The 21,296-nt window shown below is 64.1% G+C and carries 15 protein-coding genes; 12 read left to right on the top strand and 3 right to left on the bottom strand.

All coding sequences use genetic code 11. From position 1 onward, the window contains the following. The 9 genes from P3T18_RS24420 to P3T18_RS24380 form a co-directional block, all read left to right on the top strand. The coding region (locus tag P3T18_RS24420) for a UDP-glucose dehydrogenase family protein (protein WP_429302531.1) at positions 1-831 on the top strand (831 nt) is incomplete at its 5' end. Between the two features lie 70 nt (positions 832-901). Beyond that, positions 902-1,357 carry a low molecular weight phosphotyrosine protein phosphatase gene (locus tag P3T18_RS24415; RefSeq protein ID WP_429302530.1) on the top strand — a complete coding sequence of 152 codons (456 nt, stop codon included), beginning with the start codon at positions 902-904 and terminating at the stop codon, positions 1,355-1,357. Next, positions 1,357-2,571: a polysaccharide biosynthesis/export family protein gene (locus P3T18_RS24410; RefSeq protein ID WP_429302529.1), complete on the top strand. Its 1,215-nt coding sequence runs from the start codon at positions 1,357-1,359 to the stop codon at positions 2,569-2,571. Before P3T18_RS24415 ends, P3T18_RS24410 begins: the two co-directional genes overlap by 1 nt. Before the next feature lie 148 nt (positions 2,572-2,719). Continuing rightward, a complete protein-coding gene (locus P3T18_RS24405; RefSeq protein WP_429302556.1) occupies positions 2,720-4,918 on the top strand; it encodes a polysaccharide biosynthesis tyrosine autokinase in 2,199 nt (732 codons plus the stop codon). Positions 4,919-4,973: 55 nt separating this feature from the next. Continuing rightward, entirely contained in the window at positions 4,974-5,906 is a 933-nt protein-coding gene (locus P3T18_RS24400) for a glycosyltransferase family 2 protein (RefSeq protein ID WP_429302528.1), read from the top strand. Positions 5,907-6,003: 97 nt separating this feature from the next. Beyond that, entirely contained in the window at positions 6,004-7,179 is a 1,176-nt protein-coding gene (locus tag P3T18_RS24395; RefSeq protein ID WP_429302527.1) for a glycosyltransferase family 4 protein, read from the top strand. Between the two features lie 3 nt (positions 7,180-7,182). Beyond that, complete coding sequence (locus P3T18_RS24390; protein ID WP_429302526.1) at positions 7,183-8,685, top strand: glucose-6-phosphate isomerase; 1,503 nt, start codon at positions 7,183-7,185, stop codon at positions 8,683-8,685. Next, positions 8,682-9,911 carry a glycosyltransferase family 4 protein gene (locus P3T18_RS24385; RefSeq protein ID WP_429302525.1) on the top strand — a complete coding sequence of 410 codons (1,230 nt, stop codon included), beginning with the start codon at positions 8,682-8,684 and terminating at the stop codon, positions 9,909-9,911. The genes P3T18_RS24390 and P3T18_RS24385 overlap by 4 nt, the downstream gene beginning before the upstream one ends. A 68-nt stretch (positions 9,912-9,979) precedes the next feature. Further along, positions 9,980-11,146, top strand: a complete 1,167-nt coding sequence (locus P3T18_RS24380) for a glycosyltransferase family 4 protein (protein WP_429302524.1) — start codon at positions 9,980-9,982, stop codon at positions 11,144-11,146. Between the two features lie 149 nt (positions 11,147-11,295). On the opposite strand, the gene gmd is transcribed toward P3T18_RS24380, so the two are convergent. From gmd to P3T18_RS24365, 3 genes are all read right to left on the bottom strand, one after another. Continuing rightward, entirely contained in the window at positions 11,296-12,339 is a 1,044-nt protein-coding gene (gene gmd / locus P3T18_RS24375) for a GDP-mannose 4,6-dehydratase (protein ID WP_429302523.1), read from the bottom strand. Between the two features lie 136 nt (positions 12,340-12,475). Beyond that, the gene (locus tag P3T18_RS24370) at positions 12,476-13,210 is read right to left on the bottom strand and encodes an SGNH/GDSL hydrolase family protein (protein WP_429302522.1); all 735 of its coding nucleotides are present in this window, start codon (positions 13,208-13,210) and stop codon (positions 12,476-12,478) included. Continuing rightward, the gene (locus P3T18_RS24365; RefSeq protein ID WP_429302521.1) at positions 13,207-14,286 is read right to left on the bottom strand and encodes an acyltransferase family protein; all 1,080 of its coding nucleotides are present in this window, start codon (positions 14,284-14,286) and stop codon (positions 13,207-13,209) included. Before P3T18_RS24365 ends, P3T18_RS24370 begins: the two co-directional genes overlap by 4 nt. A gap of 704 nt (positions 14,287-14,990) precedes the next feature. Between P3T18_RS24365 and P3T18_RS24360 the strand changes: the two genes are divergently transcribed. The 3 genes from P3T18_RS24360 to P3T18_RS24350 all read left to right on the top strand — a co-directional run bounded on the left by P3T18_RS24360 (position 14,991) and on the right by P3T18_RS24350 (position 21,189). Next, the gene (locus tag P3T18_RS24360) at positions 14,991-17,192 is read left to right on the top strand and encodes a hypothetical protein (protein WP_429302520.1); all 2,202 of its coding nucleotides are present in this window, start codon (positions 14,991-14,993) and stop codon (positions 17,190-17,192) included. 74 nt (positions 17,193-17,266) lie between these two features. Beyond that, entirely contained in the window at positions 17,267-18,733 is a 1,467-nt protein-coding gene (locus P3T18_RS24355; protein ID WP_429302519.1) for a flippase, read from the top strand. Further along, positions 18,730-21,189, top strand: a complete 2,460-nt coding sequence (locus P3T18_RS24350; protein ID WP_429302518.1) for a glycosyltransferase family 4 protein — start codon at positions 18,730-18,732, stop codon at positions 21,187-21,189. Before P3T18_RS24355 ends, P3T18_RS24350 begins: the two co-directional genes overlap by 4 nt. The last annotated feature ends 107 nt before the right edge of the window (positions 21,190-21,296 follow it).

Below are 21,296 nucleotides of genomic sequence, written 5' to 3'. Positions count from 1 at the left end.
TCGGCGGAATTCACCAAATACGCGGCCAACGCGATGCTCGCCACGCGCATCTCGTACATGAACGAACTGGCGAATCTGGCCGACATCGTGGGCGCGGATATCGAAGCGGTGCGCCGCGGCATCGGCTCAGATCCGCGTATCGGCTACGACTTCCTGTACGCCGGTTGCGGCTACGGCGGCTCGTGTTTCCCGAAAGACGTGCAGGCGCTGATCCGCACGGCCGCGGACCATAAAGCGAATCTGCGCATTCTCGAAGCGGTGGAAGCCGTGAACGATACGCAGAAGAAGATTCTTGCCCACAAGATCGTGGATCGTCTGGGCGAGGACCTCTCGGATCGCAGCTTCGGCGTGTGGGGTCTGGCGTTCAAGCCGAACACCGACGACATGCGCGAAGCGCCGAGCCGTCCGCTGATCGCCGAGCTGTTGCGTCGCGGCGCGCGCGTGAAGGCCTACGACCCGGTCGCGATCGACGAATCGAAGCGCGTCTTCGCGCTGGATCTGAAGGACGTGCCGCAACAGCACGCGCGCCTCGAATTCGTCAACGAAGAAATGGAAGCCGCCGAAGGCGTGGATGCGCTCGTGATCCTGACCGAGTGGAAGGTGTTCAAGAGCCCGGATTTCGATGCGTTGAAAACCATGCTCAAGACGCCGCTGATTTTCGACGGCCGCAATCTGTACGAACCGGACGCACTGCTCGAACTCGGTATCGAGTATCACGCGATCGGCCGTCAGCATGCGCTGCGGATTGCACCGGCGAAGGTCGGCGCGAACGGCTCGCCGGCGGATGCCGCGCGCGCCGGCCGGGCCGCGCTGGCCGAGGCCGTGCGCTAGGCCCGCGTTACCCAGGCAAGCCCCAATAAGCCCGATCCGCGTCCCCGTTCATACGCTCAAGGAGCCCGCTATGTTCGCCAACGTTCTGATTGTCTGCCACGCCAACGTGTGCCGTTCGCCCGCTGCCGAAATGCTGTTCAAGGCACGGGGGCGCACCGCGTCGCGGTCGTCCTCAGCGCCGATCGCGTTTCATTCCGCGGGCCTGCGCGCCGTCAACGGTCACGGCATGGACCCGGTCATGCGACGCCTGCTCGCCGAGCAGGGCGTCGCCTCCGGCATCCACTATTCGCGGCGACTCGACCGCCGCCTCGTGCGCAGCGCCGATCTGGTGCTGGTCAGCGAGCGCGCCCAGGTGAGCGACGTCGAAGCGCTCGATCCGGCCTCGCGCGGCAAGGTCTATCCGCTCGGCAAGTGGGAGGACGACTCCGACGTCGCCGATCCGCACGGCGGCGAAGAGTCCGCTTATCGCGAGAGTCTCGTGCTCATCGAACATCTGGTCATGGGATGGCTGAAGAAAATATGCTGATGAAAAAACTCACTGCAACCTCATTCGCGAACGTCCGCTCGAAGTTCGCCGCCACGCTTTTGCTGACCTCTTTCCTGTCGGCCTGCGCAACCGCACCCGGCAACTATCTCGACACCTCCCGTCTGAAAGACGACGGCCAGCATCAGGGCGAGGCCGCCAACGAGACCTATCCGGTTCACGTGATCGACGGCCCGCTGGTGGCCGCGCAAGCGCAGGCGCAAGCCAGTGCCGCGCAGCAGGCGCTGCCGGTGTCGCGTTACAGCGATCCTTCGCAATACGTGTACCGTCTTTCGCCGCAGGACATTCTCGGCATCACCGTATGGGATCACCCTGAATTGACCACGCCGCAGGGCAGCACGCTCTCGGCGGGCGGCAACACCACGCAGTCGATCGGCGGCGCCTTGCAGCAGCCGTACACGGCTGCCTTGCCGGGACAGGCCGACCCGTACGGCCAGACCATTGCCGCCGACGGCACGATCTTTTTCCCGTTCGTCGGCCGCATTCGCGCCGCGGGCAAAACCGTGGGCGAAGTGCGCGATCAACTCGCGAGCGGCCTCGTGCGCTATATCCGCAACCCGCAGGTCGACGTGCGCGTGCTGTCGTATCGCGGCCAGAAGATTCAGGTGACGGGCGAAGTGAAAACGCCCGGTCCACTCGCCGTCAGCGACGTGCCGCTCACGCTCGTCGACGCCATCACGCGCTCCGGCGGCACGACCAATGACGCCGACATCCAGCGCGTGCGTCTGACGCGCGACAAGAAGCTGTACGTGCTCGACGCCAACCGCATGCTCGACAAGGGCGACACCAGCCAGGACGTGATGCTGCAGGGCGGCGATGTGATCAACATTCCGGATCGCAGCGACAGCCGCATCTTCGTGATGGGTGAAGTGAAAACGCCGATCCAGGTGCCGATGCTCAAGGGCCGTCTGACGATCGCCGACGCGCTGACGCAGTCGGGCGGCATTCTCGATACCGACGCCAATCCGCGGCAGATCTTCGTGATGCGCGGCATGAAGGATCATCCGACCACGCCGGACGTGTACCGCCTCGACATGACGCAACCGGACGCGATCATGCTGTCCTCGCAGTTCCAGTTGCAGCCGCTCGATGTCGTGTACGTGGGCACCGCCGCTTCGACCACCTTCAACCGTGTGTTGCAGCAGGTCTTGCCTAGCGTGCAGACGCTGTTCTACCTGAAGCAGCTGACGCGCTGATCTTCCGGCGCTGTCGACAGGCCCGCGCCGCTCGCTCAGGGCGCGGAGCCGAAGTAAATGCAAACGCAAGCATCAACGCAAACGCAGCAAGCCCACGCTAACGCAACCGTTACGGGAACGAATTGTGAACAATCAAATTTCTCCGCACATGGTCGCACCGGCCAGGACCGAAGAAGAGGACGTCGTCCTCGGCCAGCTGGTGCAGGTGATCATCGACGACATCTGGTGGCTGATCGCCATCGCCGCGGTGATCGTCGGGATCGCGGGGGCGTACTGCTTCCTCGCCAAACCGATCTACTCGGCCGACGCCCACGTGCGCGTCGAGCAGTCCGACAACACCTCGCAGGCGCTCACGCAGACGCAGACGGGCGCGGCCATCACGACCGGCTCGACTTCGCTGCCCACGGACGCCGAAATCGAAATCATCAAGAGCCGTGGCGTGGTCGGTCCGGTGGTCCAGCAGCTGAAGCTGAACTTCAGCGTGGCGCCGAAAACCTTCCCGCTGCTCGGCAGCATCGCCGCGCGCTTCGCCACGCCGGGCCAGCCCGCGCGTGCGTGGCTGGGTCTGTCGTCGTATGCGTGGGGCGGTGAAGAAGCCGACGTCGATTCGATCGACGTGATTCCCGCACTGGAAGGCCAGAAGCTGACCATGACGGCCATCGACGACCAGCACTACGAACTGGTTGCCGCCAACGGCGCGTTGCTGTTGCGCGGTCAGGTCGGCCAGCAGGCGCAGGGCGGCGGTGTGACGATGCTGGTCAACAAACTGGTCGCGCGTCCGGGCGAGCAGTTCACCGTGATGCGTGCCAACGACCTCGACGCGATCGCCGCGTTCCAGTCGGCCATTACCGTGCAGGAGCAGGGCAAGCAGACCGGCGTGATCCAGATCTCGCTGGAAGACAAGAGCCCCGAGCATGCCGCGCTGGTGGCGAACGCGCTCGCGCAGTCGTACGTGCGTCAGCACGTGCTGAGCAAGCAGGCCGACGCGAGCAAGATGCTCGACTTCCTGAAGAGCGAAGAGCCGCGTCTGAAGAGCGATCTGGAGCGCGCCGAAGCCGCGTTGACCGCTTATCAGCGCCAGTCCGGCTCGATCAACGCGAGCGACGAAGCCAAGGTCTACCTCGAAGGCAGCGTGCAGTACGAGCAGCAGATCGCCGGCCTGCGTCTGCAGATGGCCTCCATGACCGAACGCTACGGCGACGACCATCCGATGATCAAGGCCGCGCGCGAACAGATGGCCGAATTGCAGGCGCAACGCGCCAAGTACGCGGACCGTTTCCGCGATCTGCCGGCCACCGAAGTGAAGGCCGTGCAGTTGCAGCGCGATGCGAAGGTTGCCGAAGACATCTACGTGCTGCTGCTGAACCGCGTGCAGGAGTTGTCCGTGCAGAAGGCGGGCACCGGCGGCAACGTGCATATCGTCGACGAAGCGATGCGTCCGGGCGCGCCGGTCAAGCCGAAGAAGGTGCTGATTCTCTCGGCAGCGGTGATTCTCGGTCTGATCGCGGGTACGGGTTTCGTGTTCCTGCGCCGTAACATGTTCAAGGGTATCGACGACCCCGACCATATCGAGCGCGCTTTCCATCTGCCGGTGTTCGGCCTCGTGCCGCTGAGCGCCGAGCAGGCGTTGCTGGAAACCGGCTTCGAGCGCGGCGGCGAGCGCCTGCGTTCGGTGCTGGCGAATGCGCGTCCGAAAGACGTCACCGTGGAAAGTCTGCGCAGCCTGCGCACGTCCATGCAGTTCACGATGATGGACGCGCGCAATCGCATCGTCATGCTCACGGGTCCGATGGCCGGTGTCGGCAAGAGCTTTCTGACCGTCAATCTCGCCGTGCTGCTCGCGCATTCGGGCAAGCGTGTGCTGATGATCGACGGCGATATGCGCCGCGGCGCGCTCGAACGTTATCTCGGCGGCCCGCAGGACAACGGTCTGTCGGAACTGCTGAGCGGCCAGATCTCGCTGGAAGAGGCGATCCGCGGTTCGGTGGTGGACGGCCTGAGTTTCATCTCGTGCGGCCGCCGTCCGCCGAATCCGTCGGAGCTGCTGATGTCGCCGCGTCTGCCGCAATATCTCGACGGCCTCGCCAAGCGCTACGACGTGATCCTGATCGACACGCCGCCGGTGCTCGCCGTCACCGACGCGTCGATCATCGGCGCGTACGCCGGTTCGACGTTCTTCGTGATGCGTTCGGGCGTGCACAGCGAGGGCGAAATCACCGACGCGCTCAAGCGTCTGCGTGCAGCGGGCGTGCACGTGCAGGGCGGCATTTTCAACGGCATGCCGGCGCGTTCGCGCGGCGGCTACGACCGTAGCTACGCCGCCGTGCAGGAATATCTGAGCACCTGAGCCCGGCCACGGTTTCATGCCCAACGCGCAAACAAGACAAGCAGAGGACATCACGATGAAAGTGACGGTACTGGTTCCGACTTACCGCCGCCCGGCCGATCTGGCGCGCTGCCTCGCAGCGCTGCAGCGGCAGTCGCGCACGCCCGATGAAGTGGTAGTGGTGGCGCGCGCCGACGACGAAGCAACGCATGCCTGCCTGCGCGATCCGGCGGTGCCCGGCGCGCTGCCGATTTCCATCGCGCTGGTCGAGGTGCCCGGCCAGGTCGCGGCGCTCAATCGCGGACTCGACGCCGCCAGCGGCGACGTGATCGCCATCACCGACGACGACGCCGCGCCGCACGCCGACTGGGTCGAGCGGATCGCCGCCGCATTCGAAGGCGACGCGCGTCTCGGCGCGCTCGGCGGGCGCGACTGGGTCCACGAAAAAGGCCGCGTGCTGGACGGCGAGCGTCCGCTGGTGGGCAAGGTCACGGCGCACGGCAAGATCATCGGCAACCATCATCTCGGCGTGGGCGGCGCCCGCGAGGTAGACATCCTGAAGGGCGCCAACATGAGCTACCGCCGCGAGGCGGTGCGCACCATCCGCTTCGATCAGCGCCTGCGCGGCGCCGGCGCCCAGGTGCACAACGACATGGCCTTCAGCCTCGCGGTAAAGAACGCCGGCTGGAAGCTGATGTACGACCCGCGCGTCGCGGTCGATCATTTCCCCGCCGAACGTTTCGACGACGACCGGCGCGACGCGCAGACCATGGCCGCGCTGCGCAACGCCGCCTTCAATTTCCATCTGATCCTGCGCGACCAGTTGCCGCCCTTGCGCCGCGAAACCGCCTGGTGGTGGTGGACGCTGGTCGGCACGCGCGTCTATCCGGGGCTCACGCACGCCGCACTCGCGCTCGTCTCGAAGCAGGCGAGCCTGAAGCTCACGCGCTGGCGCGCGGTCCGCACCGGCGCGCACGAGGCGCGCCGGGCGCTGTCGCGCGCCGCGTGAGCCCGGCTGTCTGCATGACCTGCACGTTCGTGCAGCGGTACGCGCCTGATTGCGCGCGCGCCGCTGTTCCTTTCCACCGGCAGAGCGGAGTGTCTGCATGAGTACGAAAGTTCACGTTCATCTGTTTTACGGCGCCGACCCGCGCTTTTACCGTCAGGGCGACAACATCGGTTGTCTGTATGGCTATCACCACGCCGAATCGGACGCGTTCAAGCTGACCTATTCGCAGGACGCCCGCGAAAGCAAACCGGTGCGCCTGCTGCGCCGCGCGTTGAAGGCGGCGCTCGGTTTCGACTTCATTCACACCTGGCGCAACCGCGCCGAGATGCTGCGCTCCGACGTGATCTGGACGCACACCGAGCAGGAATGGCTCTCCACCGCTTTAATGCTGCTTCTGAGCGGCCGCAAGTCCGGCGACGAGGCAGGGCCCCTGTTGCTCGCGCAAAGCGTCTGGCTGCTCGATAAATGGCCTTCCTACGGCATCGTGCGCAGCTGGCTGTATCGCAAGCTGATTGCGCGTGCCGATCAGCTCACCACGCTCGCCAGCGAGAACGCGGAACTCTGCAAGCGCTATTTCCAGCGCGAGGCGAAGTCGCTGCATTACGGTCTGAATACGCGCGACTTTCCCGTGACCGCGCCGACCGCGTGGAAGCCGCACGCGCCGCTGCGCATCGCCGCGATCGGCAACGACCGCGACCGCGACTGGGAAACCCTGATCCGCGCCTTCGGCAACGACCCGCGCTACACCGTCAAGCTGGCGACGCGGCGGCGCATTCCCGCTTCGTTGCGGGCCACGAATGTCGAGATCGCGCTGTTCTCGGGCATCGTCAAGCAACGCGAACTCTATGACTGGGCCGACGTGATCGTCGTGCCGTTGCGGCCGAACACGCACGCCTCGGGCATCACCGTGATGCTCGAAGCGGCCGCGCTCGGCAAGCCGATGGTGGCGACCAACGTCGGCGCGTTGCAGGACTATTTCCCGGCGGGCGAAGCGTCCTACGTGCCGCCGTTCAACCCGCAGGCCTTGCGCGATGCCGTAGACCGCCTCGTCGCCGAGCCGATGGAAGCGCTGCGTCAGGCGCAGGCGGCCGCAAGCGGTCTGCTCTCGCGCGACCTCACCACGCAGCATTACGCGATGCAGCACGTGCGCGTCACGCAGGACATGCTGCGGGCGAGGGCGGCGTCGCGCGTGCGCTCGGCGGCCGGCATGGCGACGGCGGCGGGCGTGGCGGAAGCCGAGCGTCCGGCGCGTCAGTCGCGCGGAGGACTCTGAACGATGTCGACCCTGGCGCGAAGCACCCATGGCGCGAACGAAGCCGCGCGCACGCCCGGCAAAAGCCGCAAGGAATGGTTGCCGGAGGCGCTGCTGTGGTTCGTCACGACGCTGCTGATCGGCGCGCATCAGGGCACGGTGCTCACGCTCGCGTTTCCGTTGCTGGCGATTCTCACCGGCCTCTGGCTGTATTTCAAAAGCCCGGCGCGCTACATCGGCTTCATGTGGTGGCTGTGGTTTCTGAGCCCCGAAGTGCGACGTCTCGCCGACTGGTCGAAGGGATCGTTCACGCCCACCAGCCTGATCCAGGTCGCGCCGCTCGCGGTCACCATGATCAGCGCGTTCTCGCTGCTGCGCTATTACCGGCTGCTTTCGCAGCGGCGCGGCCTGCCGGTGCTGCTCGTGCTGCTCGGGCTCGCCTATGCGTTCATGATCGGCGTGATGTCGAGCGGCCCGCTCGCCGCCACCTACGATCTGGCCAACTGGCTGTATCCGATCCTGATCGGCTTTCACATCATGGCCCACACTCGCGAGTACCCGAAGTACCGCGACACCATCGTCAATACGTTCATCTGGGGCATGCTGGCGATGGGCGGCTACGGGCTGATCCAGTTTTTCATCATGCCGCAGTGGGACGCGCTGTGGATGCTGGGCTCGCAGATGAACTCGCAGGGCGATCCGGTGCCGATGGGCGTGCGCGTGTTCAGCACCATGAATTCGTCGGGACCGTTCGCGTTCGCGATGATGGGCGCGATGGTCTTCGTGATGGCCGCGACTCACCGGGTGCGCTGGGTCGCGGCGGCGCTCGGCTTCTTTTCGTTCGCGCTGAGCCTCGTGCGCTCCACCTGGGGCGGCTGGGTCATCGCCTTGCTGATCCAGCTGGTCAAGTCGAATAACAAGGTGCGGGTGCGGATCGTGGCGAGCGCCGTGCTGCTGGCCGGGCTCTGCGTGCCGCTGCTGGCGGTCGGCCCGGTAGCCGAGCGGATGCAGGCGCGTCTGAGCACCATCGTCAATCTGAACGACGACCAGAGTTACGCCGCGCGCAACGAGTTCTACGCGAACTTCGCCAAAACCGCCTTCACCGATGTGTCCGGCGAAGGCATGGGCGCCACCGGCACCTCCACCAAGCTCTCGAACGACGGCGGCCAGCTCGGCCAGTACGGCAACTTCGACAGCGGCGTGATGAATATCCCGTTCGTGCTCGGCTGGCCCGGCACACTGCTCTACATGTCGGGCATCGTGTGGCTGCTGGTGCGCGCCGTGCTCGCCTCGTTCAAGCTGCGCAACGACAAGTTCGTCTCCGCCTGCATGAGCCTGAGTTGCGCAACCTTCGCGATGCTGGTGTTCACCAATTCGCTGGTCGGCACCGGCGGCCTGCTGCTTTTCATGAGTGTTTTCTCGATTCTTTCCGCGGTGCATTACGAAAAAATCAACCGCGCGAGCCGGTTCGCCAGCATGGCCGCCGGTTCGTCCCACACGCACATTTCTCACGGAGGCACTGATTGAGAGTCGCCATTGTCACGCACGTCGTGCGCCATAACGACGGCCAGGGCCGCGTCAACCACGAGATCGCGCGCGCCGCGCTCGACGAGAACATCGGCGTCACGCTGGTGGCCTCGCACGTTGCGCCGGATCTGCTCGCTCATCCGAATGTCCGCTGGGCGCCGGTCAGAATCGGCAAATGGTGGCCCACCAATCTGCTGCGCCAGCAGGTGTTCGCGTTCAAGAGCGCGATGTGGCTGCGCGCGCATCGCCGCGAATTCGACGTGCTGCACGTCAACGGCTTCATCACGTGGATGCCCGCCGACGTCAACACCTCGCACTTCGTGCATAGCGGCTGGTTCGGCAGCAAGTACTATCCGTTCGGTCTGACCAAGGGCGTGTGGTCCGCGTATCAGTCGATCTACACGCGCTGCAATGCACTGCTGGAGCGTTGGGCCTACCGTCGCTCGAAGGTCATCACGGCGGTCTCGCAGAAAGTGGCCGACGAAATTCGCGCGATCGGGCTCACGCCGAACAACCGCGTGGACGTGATCTACAACGGCGTGGACACCGCGGGCTTCGCCGCCGCCTCGGGCGACCGCGCGAAATTCGGCTTGCCCGCCGACGCATTCCTGCTGCTGTTCGTGGGCGATCTGCGCACGCCGCGTAAAAACCTCGGCACCGTGCTCAAGGCACTCAAGCATCTGCCCGAGCATGTGCAGATTGCCGTGGCCGGTTATCTGCCGGGCAGTCCGTATCCGGAAGAAGCGAAAGCGCTGGGCATCGCGCATCGCGTGCATTTTCTGGGGCTCGTGAAGGAGATGCCGGTCCTGATGCATTCGGTCGATGCCTTCGTGTTTCCGTCGCGCTACGAAGCGATGAGCCTCTCGCTGCTCGAAGCGATGGCGGCCGGGCTGCCGGTGGTCACGGCGCGCACCGCGGGCGGCGCTGAAATCATCACGCCGGAATGCGGCATCGTGCTCGACGATCCGGACGATCCGCGCGCGCTCGCCGCAGCCGTTGGGCGTCTTGCGGAAAACGACAAAGCGCGTCGCGCCATGGGCGTGGCCGCCAACGAACTCGCCACGGGCTTCGGCTGGGCGCGCATGGCCGCGCAGTACATCGCGCTGTACCGGCAGCTTGCGGGCGAGCAGACACATCGCCGGCGCAGCGAAGCGGAGGCCACGGTGGCCGCCAGAACCGACGCGCTGACGCTCAACACGCTGGCCGGCCACGAGCGCGCGGAGTGAGCATGTCCGACACCTATCCGCACGCCAGCCAAACGACACTATTCTCAGAACGCACAGGGGTCACAACCATGACGACGAAATCCATCAAATCGCTGCAGATCGGCATGCACTGGTTCCCGGAACGCGCGGGCGGCCTCGACCGCATGTACTACTCGCTGGTCGGCGCGTTGCCGGGCGCGGGCGTCGCGGTGCGCGGCGTAGTGGCCGGCTCGCCGAAAGTGGCCCAGGACACGGGCGGCGCCATCAACGGTTTCGGCTCCGCCGCGCAATCGCTGCCGCTGCGTTTGATGGCCGCGCGCCGCGCGCTGCGTCAGGAGATCGACACGTCGCGTCCCGATGTCATCTCTTCGCACTTTGCGCTTTACACGTTTCCGGGTCTCGACGTGACACGCGGTATTCCGCAGGTCTCGCATTTTCAGGGACCGTGGGCCGACGAAAGTCACGTTGAAGGCGCCGACTCGCTCGGTCAGCGTGCGAAGCGCTACCTGGAGCAATCCGTGTACGCGCGCTCGTCGCGACTCATCGTGCTGTCGGATGCGTTCGGCAAGATTCTGACCTCGCGTTATCGCATCTCGCCGGAGCGCGTGCGGGTGGTGCCGGGCTGCGTCGACGTGGAGCAGTTCAATCTGCCGATCTCGCCGGCCGAGGCGCGTCTGAAACTGCAACTGCCGCAAGACCGGCCGATCGTGCTGGCCGTGCGTCGCCTCGTGCGCCGCATGGGTCTCGAAGACCTGATCGACGCGGTGAAACTGCTGCGCCGCAGCCAGCCCGACGTGTTGTTGCTGATCGCGGGCAAGGGCCGGCTCGAAGGCGAATTGCAGGCGCGCATTGCCGAGGCGGGTCTGGAAAACAACGTGAAGCTGCTGGGTTTCGTGCCCGATCAGCATCTCGCGGCGCTGTATCGCGCGGCCAATATCAGCGTGGTGCCGACTGTCGCGCTGGAAGGTTTTGGCCTGATTACCGTGGAATCGCTCGCGTCGGGCACGCCGGTGCTGGTCACGCCGGTAGGCGGTTTGCCGGAAGCCGTGGCCGGGTTGTCGCCGAATCTGGTGCTGCCGGAAACGGGCGCGAAAGCGATTGCCGACGGACTCGCGGGCGCGCTGAACGGCACGCTGAAACTGCCGGATTCGGACGCATGCCGTGCCTACGCGCGCGCCAATTTCGATAATTCGGTGATCGCGAAGCGGGTCGCGTCGGTGTACGCGGAAGCCATTTCGGCGGGTGGCGTGCACTAAGCGTCAGAGATTCACCGGCAGCGTAGCTGCCAATAAAAAGCGAGGCCCGATCGTAAAAAATCGGGCCTCGCTTTTTTAATCTCTACCGGCAGGTTCCGGTTGTCACGCACACGGCCGCGTCGAAACCCGACGCGGCCGCATGATTGCGATCAGAACGTCTCGTGATGTTCGTTGCGACCGAGGTCGGCGTGAACCATCATGTGGCACAGTTGCTCCAGCGTGGTTTCGGGCTTCCAGCCAAGTTTCGCGTGGGCTTTATCGGCGCAACCGATCAGCAGATCCACTTCCGCCGGACGATAGAACTTCGGATTCACGCGCACCAGCGTCTTGCCGGTGGCCACATCGATACCGGTTTCGCGTTCTTCTTTGCCCGACCACTCGAGCTGATAACCCGCCGCGGCAAACGCCATACGCACGAAATCGCGGACCGTTTCGGTGCGGCCGGTGGCGAGCACGAAGGTGTCCGGCTCGTCGGCCTGCAGCATGCGCCACATGCCTTCCACGTATTCGAGCGCGAAACCCCAGTCGCGTTTCGCGCTCAGGTTGCCGAGTTCGAGCACTTCCTGCTTGCCGAGCTTGATCTTCGCGACGGTGTCCGTAATCTTGCGCGTGACGAATTCGCGGCCACGCAGCGGCGATTCGTGGTTGAACAGAATCCCGCTGCTCGCGAACAGGCCATACGATTCACGATAGTTGATGGTGGACCAGTGCGCGAACAGCTTGGCGACACCATACGGGCTGCGCGGATAGAAGGGCGTGTCTTCGCGCTGCGGCACGGCTTGCACGAGGCCGAACATTTCCGAGGTCGAGGCCTGATAGAAGCGTGTTTTCGGATTCAGAATGCGAATGCCTTCCAGCAGATTCAGCGCGCCGATGCCGGTCACTTCGGCGGTGGTGACGGGCTGGTCGAACGAGACACCCACGAAGCTTTGCGCGGCGAGGTTGTACAACTCGTCGGCCTGCGCGCCTTCCAGCAGACGCAGCGTCGAACCGAGGTCGGTGAGGTCGTGCTCGACCAGACGCAGGTTCGGATGATCGAGCACGCCGAGCTCACGGATGCGCCAGAAATTCACCGAACTCGTGCGGCGATACGTGCCCGTCACCTGATAGCCCTTGTCGAGCAGCAGTTTGGTCAGATAGGCGCCGTCCTGTCCGGAAACGCCGGTGATGATCGCTTTGCGTGGTTGGCTCATAGCTCGCCTTCGATATTGGTAAAAGAGAAAAGAAGAAGCAGTCGCGCCTCTCGGCGCATTTCATCGGCACACTCGGAAGCAGATTTCAGAAGCGCGCTGCGATGGCACTGCATCGAAGCGCACTTGAAAAACAGCTTCAACGCGTGCCGTCCAGCAATTGCCGCACTAACGGATCGACGACACGAAAATCCTGATCGGCCTTGAGGCGGTACAACTCGGGCTTCGGATGCGCGCCGTCGGACATCAGGCTCTTCCAGTCCGGCACGCTGCTCACGTACGCGAACTGATCGACGAGCGGCACGTTCTGTTCGACGGCCACGCGTCGCGTCATGGCGACCATCGCGGCCAGCCGCGCGTTGAGGCGGTTATCCGGCATCGGATTCGAGGTCTGCAGCACCGGCAGCTTGCCCTGCGCGCGAGCGGTTTTCACCAGCGTCGTTTCGGCGGCGTAGAACTGCTCGGGCGTCTGGTTCTGCATCACTTCGTTGATGCCGTAATTGATCAGCACGATGCGCGCGGACGACGCGGCCAGCCGCTCCTGCCAGGGCAAACCGGCAGTGGGGCCGGCGCGGCGATTGCCGGTGCCGTCGCGCAACTGGCTCGCCATCGTGCCGCCGACGCCGTCGTTCGCAACCTGGACGCGTTCGCCGTAACGCGCTTGCAGCGCATCGCGCAGATACGTCACGGCGTTCTGGTCTTGCGGACCGCAATGGCCGTTGCTGCAGGTAATGCCGAGCGTGGTCGAATCGCCATAGGCCTCGATCTGGATCGAAGCCGCGTGCGCAGCAGTGGCCGCGTACGCGTTCAGCACGAACGAAGGTGCCGCCAGTGCGCCGAGCCAGCTCGCCACGAGCCACGCGCGGCGTCTCATGCGCGGCCCTGGCTGGCTTGCGGCGCGCTTTGCGTGACACCCGTACCGGCCGCTTTCGCCGGGCCGTGAATCAGGCGGCGTTCGAACGCGAACCATGTGATGCTCGCATAGGCCAGCGTGATGGCCAGCGCCAGCGCCGCGGTTACGAAACGGTTCAGATGCAGCGGCCACAAGGTGTACAGCACGCTCAGGTGAATCAGGTAGATCGTGTAGCTGATGGTGCCGATGTACACCAGCACGGGATTGCACAGCAGCCGTTTGACGATGCCCTTGCTTTGCAGGGCGATGACCACGACGGACGTACAAAGCACCAACGAAACGCTGTAGAGCCCGGCATTCGAAAGCGGCGTATTGGCGGCCCGAAAGCGCGGGTAATGCAGATGCAACCACGCGAGCACGGCCAGCGCGGCGAAAAAGCCCAGTACCGCGAGTCCCTTGAAGGGTTCGAGTGCATCGCGGTTGCGGCGCACGGCCACCGCAAGCAGCGCGCCGGCCGCCAGCAGGTCCATGCGGAACGGCGTGAGGTAATAGATCGGCCAGAACGAATCGAACCAGGGCGTTGCGACTGCGCGCAGTACCGGCACCAGCACGATCAGCGCCGCGGCCACGTAGCCGAGCACGCGCTCGGGCAGCAACAAAATCACGAACGGCCAGAAAATATAGAACTGCTCTTCCACGGCGAGGGACCACAGCACGTTGAGACTGTCGTGGCCGCTCTGATTCAGCGCGTCGCCGATGTTGGTGGCGAAGAACGCGTACCACTCCCAGTGCTGCGCCCAGCCGAAACCGAACAGAATCGACGACACCACCATCAGCAGCACGTACGGCGGCAGAATGCGGCGCGCCCGGCGCGCATAGAAGTAACCGAAATACGACTGCTCGCGTGCCTTGCGTTCGAGCAGGATGCCGGTAATCAGAAACCCGCTCAGAACGAAGAACAGATCGACGCCCATCCATAGCGGCGCTTTCAGCGCGTGCTGGGCGAAGACCGCGAGCACGGCGATGGCGCGCAAGCCGTCGAGCTGCACGATGCGGCGGGAATGTGAAGGCGCTGAGTTCAGTGCGCTAGCAGTCATGAACCATCCATGGTGTGAAGCGGGTAGGCGCGCAGGCGGCGAGGGCACTTCACGTCGTAACGGAAGTGCAATCGATTCTAGGGAAAAGAAAATCGTGAAAAAACGGGAATGAATTGGTTAATTGAATCAGATTGCAACAGGGTGTTTCGTTATCCATTTGGAATGGATTTTTATGCTTGCCCATGTGGAGCGCAGAACAGGTGTTAAATCGCGAAGTCCATGAGTAAGAAGTGCGACGCTGTAGCGATGACGTCGGTAAATAGGTGGTGCGGCGCGCGTCCGGGTCGGTGCTCCGGGCGGCCGTATGCGCGAATCCGGATTTAATTCATTTTTAAAGTCATTTCTTTCGCGCCGCTTAAAGCTTCGAATATTTTTGAATTATTTTCGATTTTCGTTGCGGCGTTTTTTCCGCGTAATGTGAGCCGTGCGGATTGGGCCTGCGGCGCGGGTCGTTGCCTCGTCAGGGGCGAACGTGCGAGCCGGCTGTGTGAGCGTTTGCACAGGCCGCAGCGGGTCGCTTTCCGGTGGCTCACCGGCGGCTCATTTCTTTGCCCCGTCATTCAATCGTGTCACCGCAAGCGGTTTGCGCCGCGCGGTTTTGCGGTCCTGTTTGCAGCACTTTTTGCCGCGTCTCTTTTTTCACCGCCCATCTCGCACGCGGCTTTTTTGCCGCTCGCGATGCGGTTCTGACTGGAGGAAGTACTTTGTCGCGTTTCACGTTCAGGAGCTGGCTCGCTGTGCTGGCCTGTGCCGTTGGTGTGGCCGCCGGATCGGTCAGCCTCGCTGCGCGCGCGGAAAACGCGTTGAACGCGAAAACCTCGTGGATCGGCAATACATTCGGTTTCGGTGACGGCAGCTGGACACAGATCAACATCACGGCGATTGCCGTGGCGCCCGACGGCCGCGTCTATACGAATGCGCCGTGGGACGAGAGCGGCGCGGAAGCGAGCGTTTATCAGAACGGCAAGATGCTGGGCTTCGCGGGCGGCACGCACGGCTGGGGCAATGGCGGCGGCAATGCGATCGCGGTGAATCGCAAGTATGTGTTCGTGGCAATCGCCGTGGGCAATGAAAAAGGACATCTCGTCGAGCAGGGCGTGTGGCCGGAGAAGGGCAAGCAATGGTTCGGCATTTCGCGCCGCCAGATTGCCGATCCGAAACGCGCGGCGCCGTTCCAGCCCGCGGCGAAAAGCGCCGATCCGCACGCGCAGCTGGCAGCCGGATTCCTGATGATGAACGAAGTGCCCACGGGCACGAGCGCGGAGATCGGCGGTCTTGCGGCCACCGACAGCACGCTGTTCGCGTCGAACACCGCACGCGACCGCATCGAGGTGTACGACGCCGAATCGATGCAGCAGAAAACCACGTGGACCGTGCACGAACCCGGCCGCATCGCGCTAGCACCGGACGGCACGTTGTGGGTGCTGAGCGGCACGCGCACGGACAAGACGCCCGTGGTCGAGCACTACACGAGCACCGGCAAACGGATCGACGAAAACTTCACGCTACCCGCGGACACGGTCGCGGTGGATCTCGCCGTGGACGCGCAAGGCCGCGTGTTGATCGCGGATAACGGCGTGCGCCAGCAGGTGCTGTTCTTCAGCAAAAGCAACGGACGTTACGCGCAATCCGGCACGCTCGGCGAGCGCGGCGGCATTTTCAGCGGCACGCCCGGCAAGCCGGGGCCGCAGCGCTTCAATGGACTGACCGGCGTGGGCGTCGATGCGCGCGGCAACGTGATCGTGTCAACCAATGGTATCGGCCCGCGCTACGAACCGATCGGCGCGGGCCTCGGTGCAACGCTGGAAAGCTATGCGGCGGACGGCAAGCAGAACTGGCAGGTGCAGGGTCTGCTTTTCGTCGACGGTGCGTGGATCGATCCGTCGCGGCCCGATAGCGTCTATACGGGCAACAAGCGCTTCGAGCTCGATCTCTCCAAACCTGCCGGACAGGACTGGAAATACGCGGGTTTTCTGTCGAACCGCTTCAAGTATCCGGACGATCCCGTGTTTCACACCGACCAGTATCCCGGTCTGCCGATCGCTCGCAAGCTCAAGGGCCGCACGTTCCTGTTTCTCACGGACATGTACGCGGACCATCTGAAAATCTATCGCTTCGATCCGCAACACGACGGCGAAACGGCGATTCCCTCGGGCTTCATTGCCGGACGCGAGCGTGCCGTGTCGCGCATCCCGAATGCGCCGCCGGGCGGCGACTGGATCTGGCGCGACGCCAACGGTAACGGCAAATTCGACAACGACGAATTCGCGCTCAACACGAGCGGCACGAAGCTCGCGGGAGGCTGGGGCTGGTGGGTGGACAGCGCGGGCGACATCTGGCGCACCCGCGACAACAAAGGCATCTACCGCTTCCGTTTCGGCGGCCTCGACGCGAAGGGCAACCCGGTCTACTCGTATTCGAATCTCACGCAGTATCCGGTGCCGCAACCGTTCACCGAACTGCATCGCGCGATCTACGAACCCGATACCGACACCATGTACGTGACCGGTTATACGGCCGACACGCCGCCGGATCGCGGCTTCTGGAAGGAAGTGGGCCGCGTGCTGGTGCGCTACGACAAATGGTCGAGCGGCAAACCCGTGCAGCGCTATTCGATCACGCTGCCGTGGACCACGCAGACCAAGCCCATCGCCACCATCATCGGCCTCACGGTCGAAGGGCAATACGTGTTCGGCGTCGAACCCGTGGGCGCCGTGCACGTCTGGGACAAGGACAGCGGCCGCGAACTCGGCGTGATCCGTCCCGGCGCGGAAGTGGGCAGCGCATCGGGCTGGGTGGACGTGCCCAACGGCATCAGCGCGGCGAAGCGCAGCAACGGCGAATACCTCGTGTTCGTCGAGGAAGACGCGCGCGGCAAAGTGATGATGTACCGCTGGAAACCGTGACGGAAACGTCGCGCGAAGTGGAAGCATTCAAGGCAACAAAGCGCAGTACAACGCAGTAAAACTCAGGGCATCCGATGGATAAAGGCATTCTCAAGAACGTAGCGATCAACTTCTTCGGGCTGGTGCTGCCGACCTTCGTCTCGCTCGTGACCGTGCCGTCGTATATCAAGCTGCTCGGCGTCGAGCGCTACGGCGTGATCAGTCTCGTGTGGACGCTGATCGGCTACTTCGGGATTCTCGATCTCGGCATGAGCATGGCCGCGCAGAATCACATTTCGAAGGCTCGCGCGTCCGGCGACCAGGGCGAGAGCGCCCGAGTGTTCTGGAGCGCCACCTGGCTCAATCTCGCGACGGGCGTGATCGGCGGGCTCATCATTTATTTCGGCGCGTTCCTGTACACGGCGTATTTCACCAAGGTGTCGCCGGAGTTGCAGCACGAGGTCTATATGGCGCTGCCGTGGCTCGCGGTAGCCATTCCGATTGCCAACGTGTCGTGGGTGTTCGCGGGCGCGATCAACGGCGCGGAACGTTTCGGGGTCTACAACACCAATCAGACCATCGGCACGTTCCTGTTCCAGTTGCTGCCGCTCGGCGCGGCGCTCTGGATGGGGGCGACCTTGCAGAACGTGCTCGCGGCGGCCGTGTTCGCGCGCATTCTGGCGGCGATCCTGCTGGGCCGTTCGGCGCTGAAAGTGCTGGAAATACGCAGTATCCAGCGGCCGCAGTTCGGCGTGGCGAAGGGGCTGTTCAACTTCGGCGGCTGGATGCTGATTGCCAGCGTGACCAACATGGTGGCCGAATCGCTCGACCGCGTGATGCTCGGCACCAGTCTCGGCGCGCGCTTCGTGACGTATTACACGGTGCCGCAAAACCTCGTGACACGGCTGAATATCGTGCCGACCGCGCTGGTGCGCACGCTGTTTCCGCGTCTGTCCGCCGTGGGCCGCGCCGATGCCGATACGATCACCCGGCAGTCGCTCGAATTTCTCAACGGCGTGTTCACGCCGGTCGCGCTCGTCGCGATGCTGGTGCTCGAACCGTTTCTGCATCTGTGGGTCGGCAATGAAATCGCGACGGTGGCGGCGCCTGTCGGGCGAATCATGATCGTCGCGGTGTGGCTGGTCGGTCAGGCGAACGTCACGCGCATCCTGATCCAGTCGCAGGTCAATCCGGCCACCGCCGCGCGCGTCGGCCTGTTCGAATTGCCCCTGTTTGCAGGGGCTTTGTGGCTCGGCATCACCCATTTCGGCTTGACGGGCGCGGCGATGGCCGTGGCCGGACGCGCACTGTTCGATTACGCGGTGCTGCTGAAACTCTCGGCAATTCGCGCGCGTCAGATCGCGCTCGACATGCTCGCCCACCTTGCTTTTCTGCTGGCCAGCCTCTGGCTTGCCAGTTTTCTGCCGGGTCTCGCTGCGGCGATCGTCGCTGGTGTGTTGATGGTAGGCGCGAATGTCGCCTGGTCGATCACCATGACGCCCGCCTTGCGCGATCTTGCGCGTTCACTGCTGTTGCGACTGAATCCGAGGAAAAGCGCATGACTAACGAAGTCCTTGAAAAAGCCGTGCTGCAACCTGCAACGCGCAGCGCGCTGGCCGAACTGACCACGGTTCCGGGCGTGCAGGCGCCGCCGCGCCGCGCCGGCCTGCGTGCCGGCAAGCAGGTGCGTGTCGCGATCGTGCACGACTGGCTCGTCACGTATGCGGGCGCGGAGAAAGTGCTGGAGCAGATCGTGGCGTGCTTTCCCGACGCCGATCTGTTCAGCCTCGTCGATTTTCTCGACGATCGCAGCTTTCTGCGCGGCAAGCCGGTCACCACTTCCTTCATCCAGAAGCTGCCGCTCGCGCGCACGAAGTACCGTACCTATCTGCCCTTGATGCCGCTCGCCATCGAGCAGCTGGACGTCTCCGCGTACGACGTGGTGATCTCCAGCAGTCATGCGGTGGCCAAAGGCATTCTCACCGGCCCCGACCAGGTGCATATCAGCTACGTGCATTCGCCGATCCGCTACGCGTGGGATCTGCAGCATCAGTATCTGCAGCAGTCGAAGCTGACGGCCGGGCCGAAGTCGGCGATGGCGCGGCTGATTCTTCACTACATCCGTAACTGGGACATCCGCACGTCGAATTCGGTGGACGGCTTCGTCGCGAATTCGGACTTCATCGCGCGACGCATCAAAAAGGTCTATCAGCGCGACGCCAAGGTGATCTTTCCGCCGGTGGACGTCGAGGCGTTTTCGCTGTGCACCGAGAAGGAAGATTTTTATCTGACGGCCTCGCGTATGGTGCCGTACAAGAAAATCGACCTGATCGTCGAGGCCTTCGCCACGATGCCCGAGCGCAAACTCGTGGTGATCGGCGACGGCCCCGACATGCAGAAAATCCGCGCCAAAGCCGGGCCCAACGTCGAAATCATGGGCTATCAGCCGTTCAAGGTGCTCAAGGAAAAGATGAGCCGCGCGAAGGCGTTCGTGTTCGCCGCGGAAGAAGACTTCGGTATTTCGGTGGTCGAGGCGCAGGCTTGCGGCACGCCGGTCATCGCATTCGGCAAGGGCGGCGCACTGGAAACCGTGCGCGATCTGTCGGAGCCGCGCCCCACGGGTCTTTTCTTCGACGAGCAGAACATCGAGTCGATCGTCGCGGCGGTGGCGCGTTTCGACGAGCATCGCAAGCGCTTTTCGCCGAACGATTGCCGCGCGAATGCCGAGCAGTTTTCCGCCGCCCATTTCCGCGAGCGTTTCTTTGCGCACGTACGGGCCTCGGCACCGGCCTTGCGCCTCGCCACGCTGCCGGCGTATGTGCCTTACAAGGCGGACTCTTCTGCTTCGAGTGCGGCCAACGCGCCGCGTATTCTCGCGGTCGATCAGAGCGGCGTGCTGGGCGGTGCCGAACTCTCCTTGCTGGAAATCGTGAAGGCGCTGCGCTCGCGCATCGAAGTGGTCCTGTTCGACGACGGCCCGTTTCGCACCGCGCTCGCCAAAACCGGCGTGACCGTCAACGTGCTGGAAGCCGGCGCGCTGCGCAACGTGCGCAAGCAGGGCGGCTCGTTGCCGAAGGGCCAGGCGCTGAAGGGTCTGATGTCGCTCGTGCGGGCCACCGCGAAACGCGCCCGCAACGCCGACGTGATTTACGCCAACACGCAGCGCGCGATGGTGATCGGCGCGATTGCCGGCAAGCTCGCGAAGAAACCCGTGGTGTGGCATCTGCGCGATATCGTCAGCGCGGAGCATTTCGGCAGCAAGCAACTGTCGATCATCAAATGGTGCGCCCGTCTCGGTCTCACGCATGTCATCGCCAATTCGGCGGCGTCGGCGCGCGCATTTGCCGATCTCACGCAGTTCGACGAAAAGCGTATCGACGTCGTGTTCAACGGCATTGCTGCGGCGCCTTTCGACGCCTTGCGCACGGTCCCGCAGGCGACCCTGCGGCATCACCTCAATCTGCCGAAGGACGCATTCCTGGTGGGTTCGTTCAGCCGTCTTGCACGCTGGAAAGGACAACACGTGCTGCTCGAGGCGATGGTGCTCAATCCGCAGATGCATGCGGTGCTGGTGGGCGCGCCGCTGTTCGGCGAAGATCAGTACGAGATCGAATTGCACGCGTTCGTGGCCGCGCACAACCTGGGCGCGCGCGTGCATTTTCTCGGCTTCCAGGACGACATCGCGGCCTGTATGTGCGCGGTCGACGCCGTGGTGCACACGTCGATCACGCCCGAGCCGTTCGGCCGCGTGATCGTCGAGGGCATGCTGGCGCAACGGCCGGTCGTGGCCGCGCGCGCGGGCGGTGTGCTGGAGATCATCGACGACCACCAGAACGGCGTGCTGTGCACGCCGGGCGACGCGCACGAACTCGCCGACACGCTGGCCGAACTGCGCTCGAACGACGAATTGCGCAACCGGCTCGTCAGGAACGGCTACCAGACGGCGCTGAGCCGGTTCGGCACCGAGACCTATGTCGCAGGTGTCGAACGGATTCTGAAGCGCGTGGCGGGGCGTTAAACGGTATTGCGGAGGGTGTTGCGCGGCGCCATCGCGCCGCACAGGGTTCAGCTGGCAGATGAAGGTGAAAGGAAGAAGGTGAAAGGAGCGGAAGCCGAAAGACTTCC

The organism is Paraburkholderia sp. GAS199 (assembly GCF_050436585.1).
GTDB lineage: Bacteria > Pseudomonadota > Gammaproteobacteria > Burkholderiales > Burkholderiaceae > Paraburkholderia.
This window is presented reverse-complemented; position numbering and strand designations above follow the sequence as displayed.